Annotated in this window: 26 protein-coding genes; 17 read left to right on the top strand and 9 right to left on the bottom strand. The window is 63.2% G+C overall.

Annotated elements, in window-relative coordinates:
* The first annotated feature begins 21 nt into the window (after positions 1-21).
* The 3 genes from AB5Y50_RS01925 to AB5Y50_RS01915 all read left to right on the top strand — a co-directional run bounded on the left by AB5Y50_RS01925 (position 22) and on the right by AB5Y50_RS01915 (position 3,835).
* On the top strand, positions 22-1,185 hold the full coding sequence (locus tag AB5Y50_RS01925; RefSeq protein ID WP_043154829.1) for a phosphoglycerate kinase: 1,164 nt from the start codon (positions 22-24) through the stop codon (positions 1,183-1,185).
* Between the two features lie 115 nt (positions 1,186-1,300).
* Positions 1,301-2,380 carry a class II fructose-bisphosphate aldolase gene (gene fbaA, locus AB5Y50_RS01920; RefSeq protein ID WP_010675658.1) on the top strand — a complete coding sequence of 360 codons (1,080 nt, stop codon included), beginning with the start codon at positions 1,301-1,303 and terminating at the stop codon, positions 2,378-2,380.
* A gap of 153 nt (positions 2,381-2,533) precedes the next feature.
* On the top strand, positions 2,534-3,835 hold the full coding sequence (locus AB5Y50_RS01915; RefSeq protein WP_043154827.1) for an FAD-binding oxidoreductase: 1,302 nt from the start codon (positions 2,534-2,536) through the stop codon (positions 3,833-3,835).
* A gap of 18 nt (positions 3,836-3,853) precedes the next feature.
* Here AB5Y50_RS01915 and AB5Y50_RS01910 read toward each other — a convergent pair whose 3' ends face one another.
* The 3 genes from AB5Y50_RS01910 to cutA all read right to left on the bottom strand — a co-directional run bounded on the left by AB5Y50_RS01910 (position 3,854) and on the right by cutA (position 6,496).
* Complete coding sequence (locus AB5Y50_RS01910; RefSeq protein WP_039040544.1) at positions 3,854-4,279, bottom strand: hypothetical protein; 426 nt, start codon at positions 4,277-4,279, stop codon at positions 3,854-3,856.
* 124 nt (positions 4,280-4,403) lie between these two features.
* Positions 4,404-6,182, bottom strand: coding sequence for a protein-disulfide reductase DsbD (locus tag AB5Y50_RS01905; protein WP_043154825.1), 1,779 nt, complete (start codon positions 6,180-6,182; stop codon positions 4,404-4,406).
* The gene (gene cutA / locus AB5Y50_RS01900) at positions 6,179-6,496 is read right to left on the bottom strand and encodes a divalent-cation tolerance protein CutA (protein WP_010675653.1); all 318 of its coding nucleotides are present in this window, start codon (positions 6,494-6,496) and stop codon (positions 6,179-6,181) included. The genes AB5Y50_RS01905 and cutA overlap by 4 nt, the downstream gene beginning before the upstream one ends.
* 183 nt (positions 6,497-6,679) lie before the next feature.
* On the opposite strand from cutA, the gene AB5Y50_RS01895 reads away from it, so the two are divergent.
* On the top strand, positions 6,680-7,021 hold the full coding sequence (locus AB5Y50_RS01895; protein WP_010675652.1) for a hypothetical protein: 342 nt from the start codon (positions 6,680-6,682) through the stop codon (positions 7,019-7,021).
* A 70-nt stretch (positions 7,022-7,091) separates the two neighbouring features.
* On the opposite strand, the gene AB5Y50_RS01890 is transcribed toward AB5Y50_RS01895, so the two are convergent.
* A complete protein-coding gene (locus AB5Y50_RS01890; RefSeq protein ID WP_039040541.1) occupies positions 7,092-7,529 on the bottom strand; it encodes a PACE efflux transporter in 438 nt (145 codons plus the stop codon).
* 124 nt (positions 7,530-7,653) lie between these two features.
* Here AB5Y50_RS01890 and AB5Y50_RS01885 point away from each other — a divergent pair, with 124 nt between their 5' ends.
* Entirely contained in the window at positions 7,654-8,535 is an 882-nt protein-coding gene (locus AB5Y50_RS01885; protein ID WP_043154822.1) for a LysR family transcriptional regulator, read from the top strand.
* Positions 8,536-8,542: 7 nt separating this feature from the next.
* On the opposite strand, the gene ygfZ is transcribed toward AB5Y50_RS01885, so the two are convergent.
* Entirely contained in the window at positions 8,543-9,454 is a 912-nt protein-coding gene (gene ygfZ, locus AB5Y50_RS01880) for a tRNA-modifying protein YgfZ (protein WP_043154820.1), read from the bottom strand.
* A gap of 113 nt (positions 9,455-9,567) precedes the next feature.
* Here ygfZ and AB5Y50_RS01875 point away from each other — a divergent pair, with 113 nt between their 5' ends.
* Positions 9,568-9,837, top strand: a complete 270-nt coding sequence (locus tag AB5Y50_RS01875; RefSeq protein WP_041213909.1) for a succinate dehydrogenase assembly factor 2 — start codon at positions 9,568-9,570, stop codon at positions 9,835-9,837.
* 58 nt (positions 9,838-9,895) lie between these two features.
* A complete protein-coding gene (locus AB5Y50_RS01870; protein ID WP_043154867.1) occupies positions 9,896-10,267 on the top strand; it encodes a protein YgfX in 372 nt (123 codons plus the stop codon).
* A gap of 118 nt (positions 10,268-10,385) precedes the next feature.
* Here AB5Y50_RS01870 and nadB read toward each other — a convergent pair whose 3' ends face one another.
* The gene (gene nadB / locus AB5Y50_RS01865) at positions 10,386-11,993 is read right to left on the bottom strand and encodes an L-aspartate oxidase (RefSeq protein ID WP_010675646.1); all 1,608 of its coding nucleotides are present in this window, start codon (positions 11,991-11,993) and stop codon (positions 10,386-10,388) included.
* Positions 11,994-12,174: 181 nt separating this feature from the next.
* On the opposite strand from nadB, the gene rpoE reads away from it, so the two are divergent.
* The 10 genes from rpoE to pdxJ all read left to right on the top strand — a co-directional run bounded on the left by rpoE (position 12,175) and on the right by pdxJ (position 21,039).
* Positions 12,175-12,756, top strand: a complete 582-nt coding sequence (gene rpoE / locus AB5Y50_RS01860; protein ID WP_010675645.1) for an RNA polymerase sigma factor RpoE — start codon at positions 12,175-12,177, stop codon at positions 12,754-12,756.
* A gap of 22 nt (positions 12,757-12,778) precedes the next feature.
* On the top strand, positions 12,779-13,366 hold the full coding sequence (locus AB5Y50_RS01855) for a sigma-E factor negative regulatory protein (RefSeq protein ID WP_043154818.1): 588 nt from the start codon (positions 12,779-12,781) through the stop codon (positions 13,364-13,366).
* Positions 13,367-13,387: 21 nt separating this feature from the next.
* Positions 13,388-14,368: a MucB/RseB C-terminal domain-containing protein gene (locus AB5Y50_RS01850; protein ID WP_010675643.1), complete on the top strand. Its 981-nt coding sequence runs from the start codon at positions 13,388-13,390 to the stop codon at positions 14,366-14,368.
* Between the two features lie 90 nt (positions 14,369-14,458).
* Positions 14,459-14,920 (top strand): SoxR reducing system RseC family protein, encoded by a 462-nt coding sequence (locus tag AB5Y50_RS01845; RefSeq protein ID WP_039040538.1) that lies wholly within the window; start codon positions 14,459-14,461, stop codon positions 14,918-14,920.
* A gap of 159 nt (positions 14,921-15,079) precedes the next feature.
* Positions 15,080-16,873 (top strand): translation elongation factor 4, encoded by a 1,794-nt coding sequence (gene lepA / locus AB5Y50_RS01840; RefSeq protein WP_010675641.1) that lies wholly within the window; start codon positions 15,080-15,082, stop codon positions 16,871-16,873.
* Positions 16,874-16,876: 3 nt separating this feature from the next.
* Positions 16,877-17,800, top strand: coding sequence for a signal peptidase I (gene lepB / locus AB5Y50_RS01835; protein WP_010675640.1), 924 nt, complete (start codon positions 16,877-16,879; stop codon positions 17,798-17,800).
* On the top strand, positions 17,801-18,472 hold the full coding sequence (gene rnc / locus AB5Y50_RS01830) for a ribonuclease III (protein WP_010675639.1): 672 nt from the start codon (positions 17,801-17,803) through the stop codon (positions 18,470-18,472).
* A 61-nt stretch (positions 18,473-18,533) separates the two neighbouring features.
* A complete protein-coding gene (era, locus tag AB5Y50_RS01825) occupies positions 18,534-19,433 on the top strand; it encodes a GTPase Era (protein WP_041211854.1) in 900 nt (299 codons plus the stop codon).
* Positions 19,434-20,144, top strand: coding sequence for a DNA repair protein RecO (recO, locus tag AB5Y50_RS01820; RefSeq protein ID WP_039040537.1), 711 nt, complete (start codon positions 19,434-19,436; stop codon positions 20,142-20,144). It abuts the gene before it with no gap.
* 157 nt (positions 20,145-20,301) lie between these two features.
* Positions 20,302-21,039: a pyridoxine 5'-phosphate synthase gene (gene pdxJ, locus AB5Y50_RS01815; RefSeq protein ID WP_010675636.1), complete on the top strand. Its 738-nt coding sequence runs from the start codon at positions 20,302-20,304 to the stop codon at positions 21,037-21,039.
* Positions 21,040-21,180: 141 nt separating this feature from the next.
* Here the strand turns inward: pdxJ and AB5Y50_RS01810 are convergent, their stop codons facing one another.
* From AB5Y50_RS01810 to barA, 3 genes are all read right to left on the bottom strand, one after another.
* Positions 21,181-22,068 (bottom strand): N-acetylmuramoyl-L-alanine amidase, encoded by an 888-nt coding sequence (locus AB5Y50_RS01810; RefSeq protein WP_234915609.1) that lies wholly within the window; start codon positions 22,066-22,068, stop codon positions 21,181-21,183.
* Between the two features lie 32 nt (positions 22,069-22,100).
* Complete coding sequence (locus AB5Y50_RS01805; protein WP_049636104.1) at positions 22,101-22,586, bottom strand: DUF1456 family protein; 486 nt, start codon at positions 22,584-22,586, stop codon at positions 22,101-22,103.
* A 64-nt stretch (positions 22,587-22,650) separates the two neighbouring features.
* Positions 22,651-25,371 (bottom strand): two-component sensor histidine kinase BarA, encoded by a 2,721-nt coding sequence (gene barA / locus AB5Y50_RS01800; RefSeq protein ID WP_045521991.1) that lies wholly within the window; start codon positions 25,369-25,371, stop codon positions 22,651-22,653.
* Positions 25,372-25,496 lie beyond the last annotated feature (125 nt).

Genomic DNA, 25,496 nt, shown 5'->3' with positions numbered 1-25,496 from the left:
AAAATATATAGAGGACTGAATATGTCTGTTATCAAGATGACCGACCTGGATCTGGCGGGCAAACGCGTTCTGATCCGTGCTGACCTGAACGTGCCGGTAAAAGACGGCAAGGTCACTTCCGATGCACGTATCGTTGCGACTCTGCCGACCATCAAGCTGGCTCTGGAAAAGGGCGCCAAGCTGATGATCACCTCCCACCTGGGTCGTCCGACCGAGGGTGAATACAACGAAGAATTCTCCCTGGCTCCGGTTGTCAACTATCTGAAAGACGCACTGTCCTGCCCGGTTCGTCTGGCCAAAGACTACCTGGATGGCGTAGACGTCGCCGCCGGTGAGCTGGTTGTGCTGGAAAACTGCCGCTTCAACAAAGGCGAGAAGAAGAACACCGAAGAGCTGGCCAAAAAATACGCCTCCCTGTGTGACGTCTTTGTAATGGATGCGTTCGGTACTGCTCACCGCGCCGAAGGTTCTACCTACGGTGTGGCCCAGTTCGCGCCGGTTGCCTGTGCAGGCCCCCTGCTGGCCGGTGAACTGGAAGCCCTGGGCAAAGCCATGCTGAAGCCCGAGCGCCCCATGGTTGCCATCGTGGGCGGCTCCAAGGTCTCCACCAAGCTGACCGTACTCGAATCCCTCTCCAAGATCGCTGACCAGCTGGTGGTCGGTGGTGGCATCGCCAACACCTTCATCGCTGCTGCCGGTCACAACGTCGGCAAGTCCCTGTGCGAGCACGATCTGATCGACACCGCCAAGAAACTGGCTGCCGAAACCAACATTCCGGTGACCACCGACGTGGTTGTGGGTGCCGAGTTCTCCGAATCCACCACGGCCACCATCAAGTCCGTGTCCGACGTGACTGACGGCGACATGATCTTCGACATCGGTCCGGATTCCGCCAAGGCCCTGGCCGACATCATCATGAACGCCAAGACCATCCTGTGGAACGGCCCGGTCGGCGTGTTCGAGTTCGACCAGTTCGCTGAAGGCACCAAGGTGATCGCCGAAGCCATCGCCGCTTCCCCGGCCTTCTCCATCGCTGGCGGTGGTGACACCCTGGCTGCCATCGACAAGTTCGGCATCGCCGACAAGGTCTCCTACATCTCCACCGGCGGCGGCGCCTTCCTGGAGTTCGTAGAAGGCAAGGTACTGCCGGCTGTCGCGATTCTCGAAGAGCGCGCCAAAGCCTAATTGACCCGGGACGGGGGGCAAAAGCCTCCCGTTTCGTTTATCATGTGGCCGCTGTGCCGGTTCATGATGAACCCCCCACTTTTTATTAACGGCATACGAGACAGGACGATTAAACATGTCTAAGAAAATTTTCGACTTCGTAAAACCCGGCGTGATCACTGGTGATGACGTTCAGAAAGTGTTCGCCATCGCCAAGGAAAACGGCTTCGCTCTGCCGGCCGTCAACTGCGTCGGTACCGACTCCGTGAACGCCGTGCTGGAAGCTGCCGCCAAGGTCAAAGCCCCGGTTATCGTACAGTTCTCCAACGGTGGTGCCGTGTTCACCGCCGGCAAGGGTCTGAAGCTGGAAGGCCAGCAAGCTGCCATCCTGGGTGCCATCTCCGGTGCCAAGCACGTGCACGCCGTTGCCGAAGCCTACGGTGTTCCCGTGATCCTGCACACCGACCACGCTGCCAAGAAGCTGCTGCCGTGGATCGACGGCCTGCTGGACGCCGGTGAGAAGCACTTTGCCGAAACCGGCAAGCCGCTGTTCTCCTCCCACATGCTGGATCTGTCCGAAGAGTCTCTGGAAGAGAACATCGACATCTGCTGCGAGTACCTGACCCGCATGGCCAAGATGAACATGACTCTGGAGCTGGAACTGGGCTGCACCGGCGGTGAAGAAGACGGCGTGGACAACAGCCACCTGGACCAATCCTCCCTGTACACCCAGCCGGAAGACGTGGCCTACGCCTACGAGCGTCTGTCCAAGATCAGCCCGCGCTTCACCATCGCTGCCTCCTTCGGCAACGTGCACGGTGTATACAAGCCGGGTAACGTCAAGCTGACTCCGAAGATCCTGGACAACTCCCAGAAGTACGTCTCCGAGAAGTTCGGTCTGCCTGCCAAGTCCCTGGACTTCGTGTTCCACGGTGGCTCCGGCTCTACCCTGGAAGAGATCCGCGAATCCATCTCCTACGGCGTGGTGAAGATGAACATCGACACCGACACCCAGTGGGCGACCTGGGAAGGCGTGCTGAACTTCTACAAGTCCAACGAAGCCTACCTGCAAGGCCAGCTGGGCAACCCGGAAGGTGCCGACAAGCCGAACAAGAAGTTCTACGATCCGCGCGTATGGCTGCGTGCCGGTCAGACTTCCATGATCGCGCGTCTGGAGAAGGCCTTCTCCGACCTGAATGCCATCGACGTACTGTAATTCGCAGCACCTTGATTGCATGAAAAGGCGCCCTTCGGGGCGCCTTTTGCATTTCTGTGATCCTGACGGGCTGGATTGGGGATGGGGGGCTGGGTATTATCGATGACACCCGTTTAATTTAGTAAACGAATGCAACCAGGCAGGATGCTGAGCATGCAGACAGGAAGACAGGGACATCAGGAACACACGGCCTCCTATTACGCGGCCACTCGCAACGACCATCGGCAGTGGCCCGAGCTCAGTGGTGAGCTGGATGCGGACGTCTGCGTCATTGGTGGCGGTTTCACCGGCCTCAACACCGCCATCAATCTGGCCGATGCCGGTTACAAGGTGGTGCTGCTGGAGGCCAACCGCATCGGCTGGGGAGCGTCGGGGCGCAACGGCGGCCAGCTGATCCGCGGCATCGGCCACGATACCAGCCAGTTTGCCCGCTGGATTGGCGAAGCGGGCGTGCGGGAGCTGGATCTCATGGGGATCGAAGCGGTACAGCTGGTGCGCGAGCGGGTCGAGCGCTTCAATATCGAGTGCGATCTCACCTGGGGCTATTGCGATCTCGCCACCAAGGCGCGCCACCTGAAGGGGTTCGAGGAGGATGCCGAGCACCTGGCGAGCCTGGGTTACCGGCCCGCACTGAAAATGGTGGCACGGGAGGAGATGCACACCGTGGTCGGGTCGGATCGCTATATCGGCGGGATGATCGACATGGGCTCCGGTCACCTGCATCCTCTCAACCTTGCCCTCGGCGAAGCGCGTGCGGCAGCCAGTCTCGGGGTCTCCCTGTTCGAACACTCAAGGGTGACCCACATCGATTACGGCGAGCGGGTCGAGGTGACCACGGCCCACGGCCGGGTCAGCGCGGACTACCTGGTGATCGGCTGCAACGCTTACCTGGGCGACCTCCAGCCCGATCTCGGGGGCAAGGTGCTGCCAGCGGGCTCCTACATTCTCGCCACCCAGGTGCTGGAAAAGCGCCTGCGCCAGCGCTTGCTGCCACAGAACATGGCGGTGTGCGATCAGAACGTGGCGCTCGACTACTATCGGCTGTCGGCGGACGGTCGCCTGCTGTTTGGCGGGGCCTGCAACTACTCGGGCCGTGACCCCCGCGACATCAAGGCCTTCATGCTGCCCAAGCTGCTGCGGGTCTTCCCCGAGCTCGCGGGTACCGCCATCGAGTTCCAGTGGGGGGGCATGATAGGCATAGGCGCCAACCGGCTGCCCCAGATAGGCCGCCTCGAGCAGCATCCCAACGTCTTCTATGCCCAGGCCTATTCGGGCCATGGCCTCAATGCCACCCACATGGCGGGCAAGCTGGTGGCGGAGGCGATCAAGGGGGAGAGCCGGGGCTTCGATCTCTTCAGCCGCGTCCCTCACATGACCTTCCCGGGTGGCCCGGCGTTGCGCTCTCCGTTGCTGGCGCTCGGGATGCTCTGGTATCGGCTGAAGGATCTGCTCTAGGGGGAGGGGGGCTCGGGATTATCCCTGCTGCGTCGCGTCTGGCTCGGCCAGGCGCCAGCCCTGCTCCGTCTTCATCATCCAGACCTGGGTCTCCTGCGCCAGGGCCTGGCCTGCCTCGAAGTCGCCATATTTGCGCTCGAGCTCCATCAGCCCCATCTCCTGCTGGAAGGGGCCGACCCTGTCATAGACGAGATCCTCGTCGTGCAGCACCTGCAACTGATCCAGTCCCTGCTTGAAGTGGAGCTGGTAGCTCACCTTGACCAGATAGACCCCCTCCATCCGCTCCTCCTTGCCGAGCACGGCGAAGTCGCGGATGTCGAACAGGTCAGCATCTGTGCCCGCCTGCAACCTGGCGGTGACCTGGCTCTGGATGGTCTCTTCACCGGGACCTGCGTTGCAGCCATAAAGCCAGAGGGCCAGCAGGGGGATGAACCACTTTTTCATCAAAACTCCGGACGAACGAGACGGGAAAGGGCAAATTCTGCCACGGCGTCGGTCATATACAAGGGATTGCCGGAAAAATGGCGGTCAAACCGGGGGCCCACACGGTTGCACGGGCCACCCGGTATCAGCGCAGCTTGTCCAGCTGGCCGAGAAATTCGACAGGCCCCATGAAGCCGGTCACCCGCTGGCCGTTCACCTCGTTGCCATCGCGATCGAAGAAGAGGAGGGTCGGCAATCCCAGCACGTTGAGGCCGTTGAGCAGATCCACGTCGGCGTCGTCGTTGGCGGTGACGTCCGCCTGCAGCAGCACCATCTCGCTGAAGCGCGCCTGCACATCGGGGTCGCTGAAGGTCTTGTGCTCGAACTCCTTGCAGGCCACGCACCAGTCGGCGTAGAGATCCAGCAGCACCGGCTTGCCGCGGGCGGCGGCGAGCTGCACCTTGAGATCGTCCAGGGTCTTGATGCGAATGAAGCGGGGGGCCTGGGTCTGGGCGGCGGCATTGGCCCCCTCGGGTGGCAGCAGCAGATCCTTGCCCACCACCACAAGGCCCATCATCGCCAGCAGCAGGACGAAGCCGCCGAGGCTCTTGCCCACCGAATGGGCGCGATGCTGGTTGTGGTGATAGAGATAACCGCACAGCACCAGCCCCCAGCCGAGCCAGAGCAGGGTGGCGACGAGGTCGCTCAGGAGCCTTGAGAGCAGCAGGATGGGCACCGCCAGCAGCGCAAAACCGAAGAGTTGCTTTATCACATCCATCCAGGCGCCGGCCCTGGGCAGCAGCTTGCCGCCAGAGGTGCCGAGCAAGAGCAGCGGCAGCCCCATGCCCAGGGAGAGGGCATAGAGGGCCGCACCGCCGAGCCAGAGGTCGCCACTCTGGGCCACGTAGATGAGGGCCCCGGAGAGCGGCGCCGTGGTGCAGGGGGAGCAGACCAGTCCCGAGATCATGCCCATGATGGCGACGCCGGCCACGGATCCGCCCTGCTGGCGGTTGGAGAAGCCCGAGAGACGGGTTTGCAGGCTGCTCGGCAGTTGCAGGGTGTAGAGCCCGAACATGGAGAGGGCGAGCAGCACGAACATCACCGAGAGGCCGATGAGCACATAGGGGTGCTGCAGGGCCGCCTGGAATTGCAGGCCCGCCGAGGCGACGACGAGCCCGAGCAGGGTATAGGTGACCGCCATCCCCTGCACATAGACAAAGGAGAGCAGGAAGGCGCGACGGGTGGAGAGGCGATGCCCGGCCCCGGCGATGATCCCGGTCAGGATGGGATACATGGGGAAGACGCAGGGGGTGAAGGCGAGGCCGAGACCCAGGGCGAAGAAGGCGGCGACGCTGATCCAGAACCCCTGGCTGCCGAGGGCGGCCGCCAGCCTGTCCTGCTGGCTGCCCGGCCCGTCGGTGCCCTGAAGGCTGGCCGCCGCTTCCGCCCGGGCGGGGGCGGCGAGGGGCTCGACGGCGATCCGCTTGTCGGTGGGTGGGTAGCAGAGTCCCTCGGTGCAGCCCTGGTAACTCAGGGTGAGGCTGGCCGCGTCCCCGACCCGGGTCAGCGCCACGGGGATCTGCACCTCCTGGTAATAGACCCGGCTCTTGCCGAAGAAGTCATCCTCGTGCTCGGTGCCGGGGGGTAGGACGGGCTCGTCGAAGGCGAGGTTCTCTCCCTTCACACGGATGCTGTGGCGATAGAGGTAGTAGCCGTCGGCGATGCGTATCCGGAGCAGCAGCCGATCACCCTGTTGTTCGCTCTCGAGGGCGAAGGCCTGATCCACCTTGAGGAATCGGGGCTGGGTCTCGATGCCGAGGCTGCCGAGCAGATCCTGGCTGCTGGCCCGGGCGGGGGCCGTCGTCAGGACGCAGAGCAGGCCCAGCAGCATCAGCAGGAAAGGGAGGGGGCGAGAGGCGGTCATGAGGTCTCCTGTGTCAACCAGTCGAGATAGGCAGGGTGGCCCTGGCTTGCCGGGAGCGCCAGGATCTCCGGTACCTCGTAGGGATGGTGGGCGAGAATGCACTGGCGCAGGGGTTCGAACAGAGCGGCCCGACTCTTGATGACGAGCTGGATCTCCCGGGTTCGCTCCGTCTTGCCCTGCCAGCGATAGACGGAGGTGACCCCGGGCAGCTGGTTGATGCAGGCGGCGAGGCGCTGGTCGAGCAGCTGCTCGCAGAGGCGGTCTGCACTGGTCTCGTCGGGGCAGGTGCAGAGCACCAGAATGGCGTCGGTCATAGGGATGGACGGTCTCGGCAATGGGGCGCACGGGCCCCCTGGATCAGCCGTTACTATACCGGGCCGGGGGGCAAATAGCACCCGGCCCCCCGCACCCGGAATAAGTCATGCGCCCGAGATGGACGCTGTGAAAAGGACAGGGCAGAATGAGCGGGCTTGTTCCAATTCTACGTAAGGAAATGTATGACCCAACAGAATGAGCAGCAGAGAAACCGCATGTTGAGCCTGTTGCGTGAAGGGGAGCGCCGCATGCTGGTGCAACTGGCCGGTCTGCTGCGTACCAGTGTCGACGAGATCAATGCGGAGCTGGAAAAAGAGGAGCTGTTGTCGGCGTTGGAGCAACCCATCACGGTGGAGTACCTCAACGGCGTGGTGCAGCATCATCTGTTCGAGCGCCTGCACAAGGGGGACATGGTGGCGGCCCAGCGCATGCTGAACCAGTACCAGAGCGACCTCGAAGCCATGATGCGCCAGGAAACCAGGCAGGACGATACCCCGCCGGAAGAGGTCAAGGCACAGGCCTGACCCCGCGAGGCCCTCTTCAGCACCATCATGCCATCGCATGATGGTGCCTCGCCCTTACCCCTCGAATCGCTTATCCCAGTGCCTTCTGCACCTGTCCCATGGGAATGGGGAACACCTTGTCGTAACTCCAGTTGTAGACGAAGGCATAGACCAGGTAGAAGAGCACGAAGCCCATATCCAGCACCAGCGCCTCCAGCAGGCCGATGTCGAGCCACCAGGACATCACCGGCAGAGCCACGATCAGCAGGCCCCCCTCGAACCCCAGGGTGTGCAGCACCCGCTGCCACAGCGCCTTGTGGGTGTGGCCCTGATAGCGCAGCAGCAGCTTGTCCACCCCGATGTTGTAGACATAGTTCCAGACGGTGGCGACCACCGAGAAGAACAGGGCCAGGGGGCCCATGTGGTTGAGCCCGACGCCGGTCACCCAGCTGGCCAGCGGGGCGGCGATCAGCAGGCCAATCAATTCGAAGCCGATGGCGTGGCGCAGGCGGTCACGGGTCGTACGCATGGTCTGTCTCTCTCTTTGGTCAGGGAATGGCGGCAATGTATCGCCAAAACCGGATAGATTCACGTTGGTATCTATCGCTAAAATAGATAGATGTGACGACACAACAGCACGGCGGAGCAGGCTCATGACCCCTTCACTGGAACACTTCAAGGCATTGCTGGCGACGGCCGAGACCGGGTCGTTCTCGGCGGCTGCGCGCAGGCTGGGCAAGGCCCAGTCGGTGGTGAGTGCTGCCATCGCCAACCTGGAGATCGATCTCGGCCTTGCGTTGTTCGATCGCAGCGGCCGCTATCCCGTGCTGACCGAGGCGGGTGCCCGCATCTGTCAGGAGGCAGGGGTGCTGCTGGCCCAGAGCGAGCGACTGCAGGCCATTGCCGGCGAGCTGGCCAACGGCGTCGAGTCGCGCCTCACCCTGGCTATCGACGATGACTCCCACCTGCCCTGGCTTGGCTCCCTGCTGGAGGAGTTCGCCAACCGTTACCCGGCGGTGGAGCTGGAGCTGTTGTTCCCGCTGATGGAGGACGTGACCGAGCTGCTCAAGAGCGGCCGTGCCCAGCTCGGCATCAGCTATCAGAAGGCGCACCCCGAGCGGGAGCTGGTCTCCCGCTCCCTGGGGACGGTCACCATGCCCCTGGTGGTCTCTCCGGATCACCCCCTGGCCCACAAGACGCCGTTGAAGGAGAGCGACCTGCAAGGGGCTCGCCAGTTGATGGTGACCGGACGGCGGGAGGGGACGGAGCGCCATCGCTTCCGCCTCTCGGCGCAAGTGTGGTGGGTGGAGGGGGATCTCGGGATCTTGGAGCTGGTGAAACTGGGGCTGGGATGGGCGGCGGTGCCCGAGTTTCTGCTGCACCGGCCCCTGGCGCGGGGGGAGCTGGTGGTGCTCAAGCCGGACTTCATCGCCGAGGCGGAACTGGCGCTGGAGTTGCAGTGGTATCGCGCCCGCCCGCTCGGGCAGGCGGGGCGCTGGTTGCAGGAGGCACTGCTGGCGCGGGTGCCTCGCTAGGGGGGATTCAGTCGATCAACGCATAGGGCAGGGGTTGCAGACCGAGGCTGGAGCCCTCTTCCAGCTTGAGGCGGAAGCGGGCGTCGGCCTCGGTGTCCTTGGGCAGCACGGCGGTGAGCCACACCTGACCCTGCTGCTGCCAGGCGTTGAGCACCAGACCGCTGCGGCGCCAGTTGTCACCGAGCTGGATCTCCAGGGTGTCACCGCTGGCTACCTGCGTTGCGGCAGTGCCGCTCAGCACGAAGAGGGCGCGGTTGTTGGCGCCGCGATACTTGGCGCGCGCCACCGTCTCCTGCCCCATGTAGCAGCCCTTGTTGAAGCTGATGCCATCAAGGGCTTGCAGGTTCAGCATCTGGGGGATGTATTCCCCCTGGTGGACCGCTTCCAGATGGGGGAGACCGGCTTTGATTTCCAGCCCCCACCAGAGTCCTTCGTCGCCCACCGGCAGGTTCAGGGCCTGCGGGGATGTGGTCGCCAGCAGCCAGCGGTCCGCCTCCACCCTGACTACCATGCCGCCCTCCACCAGACCGGTGCCGGTCAGCGCGAAGTGCTGTGCCATCCAGTCGTCCGTCCCCTGACCGGCCAGTCCGGTCAGGCTGCCCTGAAACTCGCCGATCTCGACCTTGGCAAAGATCGCAAACTTCTTGAGCTCCGGCAGCTGGCGGGCCAGCACTGACGGCTTGGTCAACATCAGCAGGCTGTCTTCCAGGCAGAGCAGGCGAAAATCGCTCCACAGCTTGCCCTTGGGATCGCAGTGGCCGCCGAGGGTGCTCTGACCCGGTTGCAGGGCGTTGACGTCGCAGGTGACCTGACCTTGCAGATACTTGGCGCGATCCGGGCCGCCGAGGCGGGTGATGGCCAGGTTGGTCAGGGAAAACAGGGTCGGCTCGGCAGGAAGAAGAGGGGTCGGCAGGCTCACGATGGGATTCCAGAGACAGAAAGTATGTGACCTGCATGGTAAAGACGTAAGGAATGTTTGTCAGCCGGAAAATCCTGCTGCTACCATTCCCCGGTCTTTGTAAGGAGAGTTCCATGTTGAACCCAAGTGAGAAGTCCCGCCTGAAGTGGGCCTGCCGTCGCGGCATGCTCGAGCTGGATGTGATCTTTATGCCCTTCTTTGAGCACGAGTTCGATGGCCTCGGCGAGGCCGAACAGCGCACCTTCATCCGCCTGCTGGAGTGCGAGGATCCCGAGCTGTTCCGCTGGTGCATGGGTCACGGCGTGCCCGAGGATCCCGATTTTGCCGCCATGATCCCCCTGATCCTCGAGCGCAATCAGGCCCGCCACGACAGCCTGCGCTGAGCCCGACTCGCGACCGCCACCCCTCATGGCCAGCCTCGCGTCTCCCCAGCGGGCAGTGATGCCCGTGATCGCCTCCCGCCAGCAGCGTCTGCTGCTGTGCATCCTGTTTCTGTTGCTGCTCTTGCCCGTCGCCAGCCTGATCCAGGGCTGGCAATGGGGGCTGTTCCTCCCTGTCTGGGGGCTGAGTCTGTGGCGCGCGTTGCGCCGCCATCCGGCGGCGAGCGGCGTGCTCGTCTGGGATGGGGAGTGGCTCGAGTGGCAAGGGGCGCGCCATCGGCTGGATCCCCGCAGCCGCATCCTGCCCGGGGTGCTCTGGTTGCGGCTGAAGACGGTGGAGGGCTCCGAGGGGCAGCTCTGGCTCTTCTCCGATGCCCTGGCCCCTGCACACTACCGCGCCCTGGCCCGCGCCATCCACCTCGCTGTCCGCTAGGGGCGTCTCTCTACCTGCTACATCTGCCGCTCATAGCAGATGACCCCGCCTGGGCGGGGTCATCTGGGGGAGGGCATACGCCCGAATCGAACGCAACGGCCTTATTCCAGATCCGGCGTCATTCCCGATCCGGGGTCAGCACGGTTGGCTTGGAGTCCGGCTGCATGTCCGGATAATCCAGGTTGTAGTGCAAACCGCGAGACTCCTTGCGCTCCAGGGCGCAGTTGACGATGAGCTCGGCCACCTGCAACAGGTTGCGCAGCTCCAGCAGGTTGTTGGAGACCCGGAAGTTGGCGTAGTACTCCTGCACCTCCTGCTTGAGCAGATCGATGCGACGCTTGGCCCGGGCCAGGCGCTTGTTGGTGCGCACTATGCCCACGTAGTCCCACATCATCAGCCGCAGCTCGTGCCAGTTGTGCTGGATCACCACCTGCTCGTCCGAGTCATCCACCTGGCTCTCGTCCCAGGCCGGCAGGCTGGGGGGCGCCACGCTGGTGGGCAGCTTGGCCAGGATGTCGGCTCCCGCCTGGTGGGCATAGACCACGCATTCGAGCAGGGAGTTGGAGGCCATGCGATTGGCGCCGTGCAACCCGGTATAGGTCACCTCGCCGATGGCATAGAGGCCGGGGATGTCGGTCTGGCCGTTGTTGTCGATCATCACGCCGCCACAGGTGTAGTGGGCCGCCGGGACGATGGGCATCGCCTCCCTGGTGATGTCGATACCGACCGCGAGGCAGCGCTCATAAATGGTCGGGAAGTGCTTGATGATGAAATCCGCCGGCTTGTGGCTGATGTCCAGATACATGCAATCCGCCCCGAGGCGCTTCATCTCGTGGTCGATGGCGCGGGCGACGATGTCCCGCGGGGCCAGCTCGGCCCGCTCGTCAAACTCCGGCATGAAGCGGCTGCCGTCGGGACGGCGCAGGTAGGCCCCTTCGCCACGCAGCGCTTCGGTCAGCAGGAAGTTGGGGTCGTCAGGGTGGAACAGGCTGGTGGGGTGGAACTGGTTGAACTCCAGGTTCGCCACCCGGCAGCCGGCGCGCCATGCCATGGCGATGCCGTCGCCAGAGCTGACGTCCGGGTTGGAGGTGTACTGGTACACCTTGGAGGCCCCGCCGGTGGCCAGCGCCACGAAGCGGGCGCGGATCACCTCGACCTGCTCGGCGTTGCGATTCCAGACATAGGCTCCCAATACCTTGTTGCCCGGCAGACCCAGCTTGCGGGTGGTGATGAGATCGACCGCGTTGAAGCGCTCCATCAGCTGGATGTTGGGGTGGGCGCGCACCTGGTCGATCAGGGTGAGCTGCACCGCCTTGCCGGTGGCGTCGGCCGCGTGGAAGATGCGGCGATGGCTGTGACCCCCTTCCCGGGTCAGGTGATAGTGGGATTCCCCCTCGGCATCCTCTTCCTGATCGAAGGGGACCCCTTGCTGAATGAGCCACTGGATGGAGTCGCGGGCGTTGCGGGCGGTGAACTCCACCACCGCCGGGTCGCACAACCCGGCGCCGGCGTTGAGCGTGTCGCTCACGTGGGATTCGATGCTGTCGGTCTCGTCGAACACGGCAGCGATGCCTCCTTGCGCATAGAGAGTGGCCCCCTCACTGATGGGCCCCTTGCTCAGAACCAGGACTTTGGCCTGGTCTGCCAATCGCAACGCGAGGGACAGACCGGCGGCACCGCTGCCAATGATGAGTACGTCGCAAAGGTATTCAACACTTGCTTTCATAAGTATCATTGGCCTGGATTAAGAACTGGCCCCATGGTAGCCCAAGGGGGGTTGTGATGCAGCCCGCATCACATTTTTTTCAATGCAAGCGAACTTTCCCTGATTCCTCCTGTCTGAACTTGTGCGCTTAGAAGGGGCCGGAAAAGAAAAACGATAACCTGATGGGGGTTTTACGGCTCTGATGAGCGACCAGAATCTACTGGACGAACAGCTGGTTGAACGGGTCCAGCGTGGCGATAAAAATGCATTCAACCTGTTGGTACGCAAGTACCAGCACAAGGTGGTCAACCTGGTGGCCAGGTATGTCAACAATCCGGGCGATGTACCGGATGTGGCGCAGGAGGCATTCATCAAGGCCTACCGTGCGTTGCCGACATTCCGTGGCGAGAGCGCGTTTTACACCTGGTTGTACCGGATTGCCGTCAACACGGCCAAAAACTACCTGACGTCACAGGGGCGCAGACCGCCCAGCAGTGATGTCGAAGCGGACGAGGCTGAATATTATGGTGGTGGTGAAGCCCTGCAAGAGGTGGCCACCCCGGAAAACCTGGCGCTGACCGACGAGATCAAGCGTACCGTGTTTACCGCCATAGAAGCCTTGCCAGAAGATTTGAGAACGGCGATCACCCTTCGTGAAATGGAAGGGCTGAGCTACGAGGAGATTGCGGAGATCATGGATTGTCCGGTGGGTACGGTGAGATCCCGCATCTTCCGGGCGAGGGAAGCAATCGATAAAAAGCTGCAACCTCTGATCGAGCATTAACTGGGGAAAGACAGGCAAACTTATGGCAAATAAAGAGCAACTTTCAGCCCTGATGGATGGCGACCTTAGCGAAATCGAGGTACTGAACGAGCTGGGAACGGATCCCGCTCTGCAGGATACCTGGTCGCGTTACCATCTGATCGGTGATGCCATGCGGGGTGACCTGCCGGTCAATCTGCAACTGGATCTCAGCGACAGCATCATGCTGGCGCTGGAGGATGAACCCGCCATACTGGCGCCCAAGCCGGCACAGCCTGCTGCGCCCCAGGTGCAGCCCGCCGGCAAGGTGATCCCCTTCGTTCGCCGCTTTGGCCAGCAAGTGGGGCAGTATGCCATTGCCGCCTCCGTGGCTGCCGCCGTCATCTTCGGCGTGCAGCAGTACCAGGGCAAGGATGGTGTACCGGCCAGTCCGGTGCTCAATACCATACCCGTGGGTGGCAGTGCTGCGCCGGTGAGCGTGCACTATCCCCAGGATGGCAGCCGGACCGGTGTGCGTCAGCAAGGTCTGAGCGAGCAGCAGATGCAGGAGCAGCGCGAGCGCATCAATGCCTTCCTGCGCGACCATCAACTGCAACAGCGTCTGCTGCAAGACAAGCAGATTCAGGAATAACGCATTTTTAGGGATCAGATCGTGCGCCAGTCCAGCCGTATCCTGCTGGCCTCTCTCCTGTTGATTTGTGCCAAGGCCTCGGCCGACGATCTGTCGGCCGAGGCCTTGTTGCAGCAGATGCAGAGTGCCGTTTCGCAACAAAACTTCGAATTGTCCATGGTCAAGGCCCGCCAGGGGCGCCTCGAGCCTATCCGTTTCAGCCACGGGATCATCGATGGCAAGGAGGTGGCTCACCTGAGCTATCTCGACGGCAAGGCCGTGGAGTTCCTGCAACGCCAGAACGAATACACCTTCTTCGAAAACACCCATGAACCCTACACCCTCAAGGGGGCGCGTTTCCCCGGGGTCTGGTCGAGCCTGGTGAGGATGCCGCTGCCCCGGGTGATGGAGAGTTATGACCCCGTGCTGGCGGGCCGCAGCCGGGTGGCCGGCCTGGTGGCACAAGTGGTACGGCTGGTGCCCAAGGAGGCGGACAAGTACGGCTTCGTGCTCTGGATTGACGAACAGAGCCATCTGCTGCTGCGGGTGGACATGGTGGATCGGGAAGGAAATCTGGTGGAGCAGGTGCTGGGGGTGGATCTGGACAGGCAATCTGCGCCGGCCCCCTGGCTGGTCACCCTGGCACGCAGCAAGCTGCCGGATGCGCTGGCGCTGGAAGATGCCTATCCCGCTCCCCAGCAGACCCTTAACTGGCACCTGACCTGGTTGCCCGATGGCTTCAAGGTGCTCTCTCAGGATCGGCATCAGCTGGTCAGCACCAGTCTGCCGGTGGATTACATGATGCTCTCCGACGGGCTGGTGGATCTCTCCGTCTACGTTTCCCGGGTCGATCCCAAGCAGGCGGTGCGCCAGCAGTTGATTCGCCAGGGGGCCACCTCGCTGGTGAGCTTCGTCAACGAGGTCGGGGTAGAGATCACCGTGGTGGGCGAGGTGCCCGCCGAAACCGCCAAGCGCATCGCCGAGGCCGTGCAGCCGCTGGCCCGCAACGAGGCGGTGCAGTGAGTCTTTGCCGTGAGACTTGCCCTGAGGGTGCCGCCGTGCTGAGATCCGGTGCATCCACCGCCCCCTGTGAGGAGTCATCAGGTGAGTAACATGAGTGAAGAGCTGGCCACAGTAGTGGCCATCGACGGCAATCACGCCTGGGTGGAGTGCGAGCGGCGATCCGCCTGCAGCGGTTGCCACCAACAATCCAGCTGCGGGACCGGCACCGTCGCCAAGGCCTTTCCCATGAAGGCGCAGCGGCTGCGGGTCGCCCTCACCGGCGATGTAGCGGTGGGCCAGCAGATCCGCCTGGGCATCCCTCAGGCCAGCATCCTGCGCGGTGCGGCCCTGGTGTACGTGCTGCCGCTCTTCTGTCTGCTGCTGGGCGCCCTGCTCGGCCAGCTCTGGCTGGTGCCGCTCTTGTCGGCGGGAGAGGGGGTGACCATCCTCTGCTGTCTGCTGGGCGGCGCCATCGGATTTTTACTGGTTCGTTACTTTTCTGACCGGCTCGAGCAGGGGGAATACGGTCCCCGCATGCTCGGGGTGGTGCTCAATACCCGTCATCTCTCTTGAGGGGCCTGGTCTGGCGGAGGGCATCCAGGTGCCCAACGCCCGCCAGACAAGGCGCTATTTGTGGGGCCCGCCGACTAAAGATTGGCCGTCGACCGGGTTATCCAGTAAAATCCTGCCCTCATATCCGACCCTAACTTAATTTTGAGTGATTCTTGCTCGATGAAACACATTCGTAACTTTTCGATTATTGCGCACATCGACCACGGTAAGTCGACCCTGTCGGACCGTTTGATCCAGACTTGCGGCGGCCTGTCCGATCGCGAGATGCAGGCCCAGGTGCTGGACTCCATGGATCTGGAGCGCGAGCGCGGCATTACCATCAAGGCACAGAGTGTGACCCTGAACTACCAGGCACAAGACGGTAACACCTATCAGCTGAACTTTATCGACACCCCGGGCCACGTGGATTTCTCCTACGAGGTTTCTCGCTCCCTGGCTGCCTGTGAAGGGGCACTGCTGGTGGTGGATGCCGGTCAGGGGGTTGAGGCACAGACTCTGGCCAACTGCTACACCGCCATGGAAATGGATCTGGAAGTGGTGCCGGTGCTGAACAAGATTGACCTGCCGGCCGCAGAGCCCGAGCGGGTTGCCGAGGAGATCGAGGACATTGTCGGCATCGACGCGGTGGACGCGGTGCGCTGCTCCGCCAAGACCGGCCTCGGTGTCGATCTGGTGCTGGAAGAGATCGTCGCCAAGATCCCGTCCCCAGAAGGGGATCCGGAGGCGCCGCTGCAGGCGCTGATCATCGACTCCTGGTTCGACTCCTACCTCGGGGTCGTGTCGCTCGTGCGGATCAAGAACGGTTCCCTGAAGAAGAACGACAAGATCAAGGTGATGAGCACCGGTCAGGTGTGGGGTGTGGATCGCATCGGTATCTTCACGCCGAAGCAGGTGGACACCGACGGCCTGGGTTGTGGCGAGGTAGGTTGGGTCGTCTGCGGCATCAAGGACATCCACGGTGCGCCGGTGGGGGATACCCTGACCCTGGCCAAGCACGGTGCCGAGAAGGCGCTGGCCGGCTTCAAGAAGGTGAAGCCCCAGGTCTATGCGGGCCTGTTCCCCATCTCCAGCGATGACTACGAGTCCTTCCGCGATGCGCTGGAGAAGCTCTCCCTCAACGATGCCTCCCTGTTCTACGAACCGGAGAGCTCCACGGCGCTGGGCTTCGGCTTCCGCTGCGGCTTCCTCGGGATGCTGCACATGGAGATCATCCAGGAGCGTCTGGAGCGTGAATACGATCTGGATCTCATCACCACCGCACCGACCGTGGTCTACGAGATCGAGCTGAACGATGGCTCCACCATCCACATCGACAGCCCGGCCCAGATGCCCGCCATCAACAACATCAAGGAGATGCGCGAGCCCATCGCCGAGTGCCACATCCTGCTGCCGCAGGAGTACATGGGCAACGTCATCACCCTCTGCATCGAGAAGCGCGGCGTACAGACCAACATGGTCTACCACGGCAAGCAGGTGGCGCTGACCTACGAGATCCCGATGGCGGAAGTGGTGCTCGACTTCTTCGACCGTCTGAAGTCCACCAGTCGCGGCTACGCCTCCCTGGACTACGGCTTCAAGCGTTTCGAAACCTCCGACATGGTCCGTCTGGACATCATGATCAACGGCGAGCGGGTCGACGCCCTGGCCATCATCACCCACAAGGAGAACGCCCAGTATCGCGGTCGCCAGGTGGTGGAGAAGATGCGCGAGCTGATCCCGCGCCAGATGTTCGACATCGCCATCCAGGCCGCCATCGGCAACCAGATCATCGCCCGCAGCACTGTCAAGGCATTGCGTAAAGACGTCACCGCCAAGTGCTACGGTGGTGACGTGAGCCGGAAGAAGAAACTGCTGAACAAGCAGAAAGAAGGCAAAAAGCGGATGAAGTCCCTGGGCCGTGTGGACGTGCCGCAAGAGGCCTTCCTCGCCATTCTCCACGTCGGAAAGGATTAATCGATGGCAAGCACCTTTTCCCTGATCCTCGTCGTCGTCACCCTGCTGACCGGCATCATCTGGACGCTCGACAAGCTGGTCTGGGCCAAGCAGCGGGCGGCCAAGATTGCCGCCGCCCGTGCCAATGCCGGTCCGGATGTGGACGAGAAGACACTGGCCAAGGTGGCCCCCATGCCGGTCTGGATCGAACAGACCGGCGGGGTTTTCCCGGTGATCGCGCTGGTGCTGATCCTGCGCTCCTTCATCTTCGAGCCGTTCCAGATCCCGTCCGGCTCCATGATGCCGACCCTGCTGGTGGGCGACTTCATCCTGGTTGAGAAGTTTGCCTACGGCCTCAAGGACCCGGTGACCAACACCAAGTTCCTCGAGACCGGTGAGCCGAAGCGCGGTGATGTGGTGGTCTTCAAGTATCCGCTGGATACCCGGGTGGACTACATCAAGCGGGTGGTCGGCATGCCCGGCGATCGGGTCATCTATCGCAACAAGGAGCTGATGATCCGGCCCAAGTGCGATGAGCAGGAAGGGAAAACGTGCCCTGGCTTCCAGAAGCTGGACGTCAAGTTCGAGCAGCGCGGCGAGTTCAGCCAGATGGGGATCCCGCTGGATCGCTACACCGAACAGTTGGGCGATGTCTCCCACGAGACCTTGCGCAACCCGCTGATGCCGGACTTGGTGGACCGCTACTATCGCCAGCCCGGCACCTACCCCGACGAGTGGGTAGTGCCGGAAGGCCACTATTTCGTGATGGGTGACAACCGCGACAACAGCACCGACAGCCGTTTCTGGGGTTTCGTGCCCGAGCAGAACCTGGTGGGCAAGGCGGTCGCCATCTGGATCAGTTTCGAATTCGAGCGCGAGGAAGGGTCCAGCTTGCCGAGCTGGGTGCCGACCGGTGTGCGCTTCAACCGCATTGGCGGAATCAAGTAAATGAATATCAAGATGAACAGACTGCAGTCCCGTCTCGGGCATGTCTTTCAGGATCCTGAGCTGCTGACCCGAGCACTGACCCATCGCAGCGCAGGGTCCCGTCACAACGAGCGCCTGGAATTTCTGGGGGACTCCATCCTGAGTCTGGTGATTGCCGATGACCTCTTCCACCGCTTCCCGCAGGCGGCGGAAGGGGATCTCAGCCGGATGCGCGCCACCCTGGTGCGCGAGAAGACGCTGGCCGAGCTGGGCCGGGAATTCGACCTCGGGGATCACCTGATCCTGGGGCCGGGGGAGCTGAAAAGCGGCGGTTTTCGCCGCGAGTCCATCCTGGCCGACACCGTCGAGGCGGTGATCGGCGCCATCTATCTGGACACGGATCTGGAGCGGGTGCGCAGCCTCCTGCTCGGCTGGTATGCCAGCCGCCTTGGCGAGATCAAGCCCGGGATCGAACAGAAGGATCCCAAGACCCGTCTGCAAGAGATCCTGCAGGGAAGCCGCAAATCCCTGCCGACCTACACGGTGACCAACGTCAAGGGCGAGGCCCACAACCAGGAGTTCACCGTCCAGTGCGAAGTGGATGGGCTGGATGGCCCCCTGGTCGGGATCGGCTCCAGCCGCCGCAAGGCCGAACAGGCCGCGGCGCAGCAAGCACTGGAACGGCTGTCATGAGCACCATGACGGATCCGGCACTGTGCGCTCTTTTCACTCCATCAGCATTGGGAACGCGGTCATGACAGATACCACTTATTGCGGCTTTGTCGCCATCGTGGGCCGCCCCAACGTGGGCAAGTCCACCCTGCTCAACAAGTTGCTCGGCCAGAAGGTCAGCATCACCTCGAAGAAGCCCCAGACTACCCGTCACCGGATCCTGGGGATCGACACCGAGGAGAACCATCAGACCATCTATGTGGATACCCCGGGTCTGCACATCGAGGAGAAGCGGGCCATCAACCGCCTGATGAACCGCGCCGCCACCAGTTCCCTGGGGGACGTGGCCATGGTGGTGTTCGTGGTGGACGGCACCCACTGGACCAAGGATGACGAGATGGTGCTGGGCAAGCTGCGCCACCTCAAGTGCCCCGTGGTGCTGGCGGTCAACAAGATCGACAACGTCAAGGAGAAAGAGGATCTGCTGCCGCACCTCGAGTGGCTGGGTCAGCAGATGAACTTTGCCCACATCCTGCCCATCAGCGCCGAGAAGGGCACCAACGTGGAGAAGATCCGCGAGTGGGCCAAGGATCTGCTGCCGGAGAACGTCCACTTCTTCCCGGAAGATTACGTGACCGACCGCTCTTCCCGCTTCATGGCCTCCGAGATCATCCGCGAGAAGCTGATGCGCTTCACCGGTGAGGAGCTGCCCTATTCGGTGACGGTGGAGATCGAGCGCTTCAAGGTGGAGGAGACAGGTCTTTACCACATCCACGGCCTCATCCTGGTGGAGCGCGAAGGCCAGAAGAAGATGGTCATCGGCAACAAGGGCGAGAAGATCAAGACCATCGGCACAGAGGCGCGCATCGACATGGAACGGCTGTTCCAGAACAAGGTGCATCTCGAGCTGTGGGTCAAGGTCAAGTCCGGCTGGGCCGACGACGAGCGGGCCCTGCGCAGCCTCGGGTATGGCGACGACTGATTGCTGACCCCGGCTTTCGTCATCCACAGTCGGCCCTATCGGGAGACCAGCCAGCTGGTCGAGGTCTTCACCCAGGATAGCGGTCGATTCACCCTGGTGGCTCGCGGTTCCCGCGGGCCACGCTCCTCTCTGAAGGGGCTGCTTCAGCCCTTCACCCTGCTCACCATTGCCTGGCGCGGCAAGGGGGATCTCAAGAACCTCACCCAGGTGGAGTGCCCGGATCACTCGTTGCGCCTCGGCGGGGATCGTCTCTTCTACGGCCTCTATCTCAACGAGCTGGTCTACTACCTGCTGGAAGCGCACACCCCCTTCCCCGAGGTGTTCGACGCCTATGCCCGTGCCATCATGGCCCTGGCGGACGGAGAGACCCCGGAGCTGCCCCTGCGCCGCTTCGAGTTCCTGCTGCTGCAGGCCCTGGGCTACGCGGTGGACTTCGAATATGCCGCGGACGACGACTCCCCCATCGACCCCACCCTGCTTTATGGCTTCGAGCGGGAGCTCGGCTTTGTCGCTTGCGAGCGGGCGCCGGATCCCCGTACCCTGTTCCTCGGCGCCCACCTGCTGGCCTTCGCCGAGGGGCGTTTCGACACTCCTCCCTTGCTGCAGGCGGCCAAGCGTTTCAGCCGGCTGGCGCTGCAGCCCTATCTCGGCAAGCGTCAACTGAAGAGCAGGGAGCTCTTTTTGAAGCGAAAAGGCAGTGTTTCAAGCTGATTTTTATTATCTAGTGATGTTTTGTGTTTATGACATCGCTTTTGATGAACAATAATGCTGTCGCCGCGACCAGAACCGGCCTGCGGCGGCACATGGACAGAGGGGCGGGCACCACCCGCTCCGGCATTCACAGATGACCTGTATCAAGGAGTAAGCAATGAGCGAGATCTACCTGGGTGTGAACATCGATCATATCGCCACCCTGCGCAACGCCCGCGGCACCCAGTATCCGGATCCGGTACAGGCCGCCTTCGTGGCCGAGCAGGCCGGTGCCGATGGCATCACGGTCCACCTGCGGGAAGATCGCCGCCACATCACCGACCGGGACGTGGAGATCCTGCGCCAGACGATCCAGACCAGGATGAACCTGGAGATGGCGGTGACCGAGGAGATGATCGGCATCGCCTGCCGCATCAAGCCCCACTTCGTCTGTCTGGTGCCGGAGAAGCGCACCGAGGTGACCACCGAGGGTGGTCTGGACGTGGCGGGCCAGCTGGACAAGGTGACCGATGCGGTGACCCGTCTTGCGGCCGTCGGTGCTCAGGTATCCCTCTTCATCGATGCGGATCCGTTGCAGATCGATGCGGCCGCCGCGAGCGGTGCTCCCTTCATCGAGATCCACACCGGCCGCTACGCCGATGCCACCACGGACGCCGAGCGCAACGCCGAGTTCAAGCGCATCGCCGCCGGTGCTTCCTACGCCGCTGGCAAGGGCTTGAAGGTCAATGCGGGCCACGGTCTGCACTACCACAACGTCAAGGCCATCGCCGCCATCCCCGAGCTCTATGAGCTCAACATCGGTCACGCCATCATCGGTCGCGCCGCCTTCGACGGTCTGGCCAAGGCGGTCAGCGACATGCGTGCGCTGATGCAGGAAGCCCGTCAGGGGATCTGATGCCGCTTCGCAGGTATGAAAACCACAAGGGACGCTTCGGCGTCCCTTGTGGTTTTCAGGAGTGGAAGGCGGGGTGAACCCCGTGTTCATCTGGCATGGGGCCGGGCATCCGTGTGCAGAGGGCGAAAGGGAAGGGGCGTCTCAGCCTGGTTCCGGGAAGTAGCGCTCCAGCAGGGCGGTGAGGATGGCCTGGCACTCGGCATCCGGCTCGCCGGTGACCAGGGCGGGGCGAAAGTGAAGCTGGAAGGCGCGCAGGACGGCGCGGCTCTGCTCATCCCAGGCGCCGTGCTGGGGTAGGCCGTAGCCGTAACGGGCAAGCTGCTGCTGCCATTGCAGCGCATCCCAGGGGATGAGCTGCGTCTGGCGCAGCTCGGCCACCCGGGCCTCGTCGGGCCAGGCGCCGACACCGTAGCGCAGGGCGAGCTCGCGCCAGGGGAACCGGGGGCCGGGATCCTGCTTGCGCTCGGGGGCGACATCGCTGTGGGCCAGCACCTGGGTGGGGGGGATCTGGTAGCGTTCGACCAGATCCCGGGCGAGGGCGCCGAGGGCGTCGATCTGAGCAGGGGGATAGGGTTGCCAGTGTCTCAGATGGGCGGGCAGGGCCGCGTCTTTCTCGTCATACCCGAGATTCACTATCTCGATGCCGAGCGAACTGGCGTTGAGCCCGGCGTAGTGATGCCAGCGACTGCGTCCGGCGTGCCAGGCCCGCTGGCTGTCGGGCACCAGCTGGTAGACCGGGAACGGTTGCTCGTCGGTGTCGCGGGGGATCAGGTAGTGGGCGCTCACCTTGTGCTCCGGTTCGGTCAGCAGGCGTAGGGAGCGGGCATCCTCTTCATCCGTGTAGTGCAGGATGAGAAAGGCGATGCGCTCGTTCTGGCTGGCACTCTGATGCTCCTGATTGAGACGATAGGGCGCAGGCTGGCAGGCGCCGAGCAGCAGGATGAGGGGCAGTGACCAGCGCCAGCGCGCCGCGAACCGGCACGCGCCGCCGCTCGTCGGGCGTGGAGCCAGCAGGCGGCGCCAGCCCATGGTCTAGCCTCGCACCTGGCCGGAGGCGGTCATCAGGGCCCGGGCCTGTATTTGGTGGTGAGGCCAATCAGGAAGTTGCGCAGGATCTGATCCCCGCAATCCTGATAGTGCTTGTGATCCCTGGCACGGAATAGGGCGCTCAGCTCGGACTTGGAGAGGTTGAAGTTCGCGAGCTTGAGGGTGCCCAGCATCTCCTCTTCCTTGTAGTTGAGGCCGATGCGCAGCTTGCGCAGGATCAGGTTGTTGTTGATCCGGTTCGGGATCACCTGGGGCGGGGCATCTTCCCGCACACCGCGGCGCAGGGCGATGAAGCCGTCGAGGAACTGGCTCAGTGCCGAGTCCGGGCAAGGGACAAAGCCCGGGTCCTGCTCTTCCCCTTCCGCCGCCTCTTTCAGCAACCAGCTGTGGAGCTGGGCGTGGGTGACGGTCAGGTTGCCCTTGGCAAAGATCTCGACCATCTGGTCGTTGCTGATGCTGAGGGCATAGCGCAGGCGGCGCAGAATATCGTTGTTGGTCATGTTGACTCCTGTGGAAACGGCGCAGATGTTACCACCTGCCGCCTGTCCAGTCAGAAAAAGCGCCTCAGTCGGTCAGGGCCAGGTAGCGGGGGGCCTCCTGCCTCACCTGCTCCAGGGCATCCTGCAGCTCCAGCAACTCGGGTTCCAGATCGCTCACGGCGACCCCGTCGCGCAGCTGCTGCTCGAGCTGGGAGAGCAGGCGTTGCAGACCCGGCACCCCGGAGTAGGCGCAGCCACCGTTGAGGCGGTGGAGCTGGGCCAGCACGTCTGCATCGTCGGCACTCCCTTCCAGCGCCGCCGCCAGGATGGGCTCCACCTCGTCGAAGCTGGCCAGCAGCATGGTCAGCATCTCCCGGGCGAGGGCTGGCTTGCCGGCGGCCTGACGCACGGCGAGGGGCCAGTCTATCTGCTGATCCCCGTGATTCTGGTGCCGCCGGTGGGCGAAGTCGGTGATGAGCTGCGCCAGCATCCCCTCGTCGATGGGTTTGGCCAGGTAGTCGTCCATGCCCTGGCGAATGAGGCGCTCCCGCTCACCGGGAATGGCATGGGCGGTGACCGCGACGATGGGGGTCTCGGTGTTGAGGGAGTGGTGGCGGATCGCCTGGGTGGCGCTGATGCCGTCCATGACGGGCATCTGGATATCCATGAAGATGATGTCGAACGGCTGGCTCTGGGCCAGGTTGACCGCCTCCTTGCCGTTCTTGCACACCACCACCTCGGTCACCATCTCCTTGAGCATGGCGGCGATGAGCTTGAGGTTGGCGGCGTTGTCATCCACCGCCAGCACCTTGACCGCCTGCACGCTGCGCGGCGTCGGCGCGGGCAGGGGGGCACGGCGTACCGCCTCGGGGGAGAGCAGGGCGTGCAGCAACTTGCGATGGTTGATGGGCTTGGAGAGGCAGTGGACGGCGCCGTGGGCCAGCATGGCGTCGTAGAGGGCCGGCTCGTGGCTGCTGAGCAGCACTATGGTGTTCTGCTGGCCGTCCAGTCCGTCGAGACGGGCAATCACCTGCTGTGGGCTGTGCAGGGTGCTGCTGCCGATGAGCACCATGTCCTGGCTGCTCATCGGGGGCCACTCCTCGTCCACCGTCAGGGAGTGCACATCCAGGTGCCACTCTCCCAGCAGGGCAAGCAGGGAGGCGTGAGTGAAGGGATCCGGCTCCAGCAGCCAGACCCGCTTGCCCTGGATGCGATCCAGCGGAAGCCGCTCGCTCTGGGGCAGGGGTGAGACATCCAGATCCAGGTGGAACGAGAAAACCGACCCCTTGCCGAGTTCGGATTCGAAGCGGATCTGGCCCCCCATCTGCTGCACCAGCTTCTGGGTGATGACGAGCCCGAGCCCGGTGCCCCCATAGCGGCGGGAGATGGAGGAGTCAGCCTGGTTGAAGGCCTGGAACAACTGGCGCTGCTGCTCTTCCGAGATGCCGATGCCGGTATCGCGAATCAGCACCCGCAGGCGCACCTTGTTGCCGTTCGATTCCCCGGTCTGCTCGACACGCACGTCCACGTTGCCGCGCTCGGTGAACTTGATGGCGTTGCCGGTGAGGTTGGTGAGCACCTGCTGCAGGCGCATGGGGTCGCCGGTGAGGTAGTCCGGCACGGCGGCATCCACCTGGAGGGAGAGTTCGAGCTGCTTGTCGTGGGCGCTCGGCCCCAGCAGGTGCATGGTCTCGTTGAGGGTGTCCCGCAGGCTGAAGGGGATGTGCTCGAGCTGCAGCTTGCCCGCCTCCAGCTTGGAGAAGTCGAGGATGTCGTTGATGATCCCAAGGAGGTTGCGCGCCGACTTCTCGATGGTCTGCATGTAGTCGGTCTGGCTCGGGGTCAGGCTGGTCTTGAGCAGTTGGCGGGTGAAGCCGATGACCCCGTTGAGCGGGGTGCGCAGCTCGTGGGACATGTTGGCGAGGAACTCGGACTTGACCCTGGCGGCCTCCTGGGCGCGCTTCTTCGCCATGTCGAGCTCGACGTTCTGGATCTCGATCTGCTCGAGGGTCTCCCGCAGATCCGACGTCGCCTGATCGATGTTCTGCTGCATCTCCTCGTGATATTCGGAGAGCGCCTTGGCCATGGCGTTGATGCCGTTCTTGAGCATGTCCAGCTCGCCGGTGAGCTGGCCGCTGACCCGGGTATCGAGTCGCCCCTCCCTGATCCGGTGCACCGCCTGCACCATGTCGGTGATGGGCTGGGTCACGCTCTTGACCAGACGGAAGCCGAACAGGGCGCTGATGGCCAGCCCGATGAGCACGATGATGACCGCGAAGAAGGCGTCGCGGTACTGCAGGACGATGGCCCTGTCCGTGGCGAGCTGCATGGAGATGTAGCCGATGACCGGCGGCTCCAGATCGCTTGGCAGCGGGAAGCCGTCCAGGCTGGTCTCTGCCTGGATGGGGGTGCGCAGTATGATGTCATCGCCGTTGACGGAGACGCTGGTCAGGGCCGGGATGACGCTGCCGTCCGGCAGACGAAGCTGGCTGAAGTCCCTGTGGTAGTTGGACGTCACGAACAGCTGGTTCTCCTGGGTGAAGACGGCGATGGACTTGATGAAGGGCGAGTTTTTGCGATGGGTGAGCCCGATCAGCCGCTTGAGGGATTCGCGGCTGTGCTGTGTCATGCCGTATTCGCTGGCGATGGCCAGGGGCTCGATGATGTTGATGCCCTGATCGATGAGGTTGTTTTCCAGCTGCTGATAGCGGTGGAAGGTGAAATAGCCGGCGATGAGGCCGCCGATGATGAGGGTCGGCAAGATGGTGAAGGCCAGCACCCGGGCCCTGAGACCGTACTTGGTCATGCCGCCGACCCGCCTTTCGCAAGAGAGGCCATGATCCGGGGCGCATGCAGGCACCGGGGTCGGGCAGGCAATACAGTCAATGTCGCTGTACGGGGTCTCAGGCCGTATCCGGTCATATCAATGGG

The sequence above is a fragment of the Aeromonas sp. s6 genome (assembly GCF_040907815.1).
Lineage (GTDB): Bacteria > Pseudomonadota > Gammaproteobacteria > Enterobacterales > Aeromonadaceae > Aeromonas > Aeromonas caviae.
Note: the sequence above shows the minus strand (reverse complement) of the source record. Positions and strands in the feature narration are given on the sequence as shown.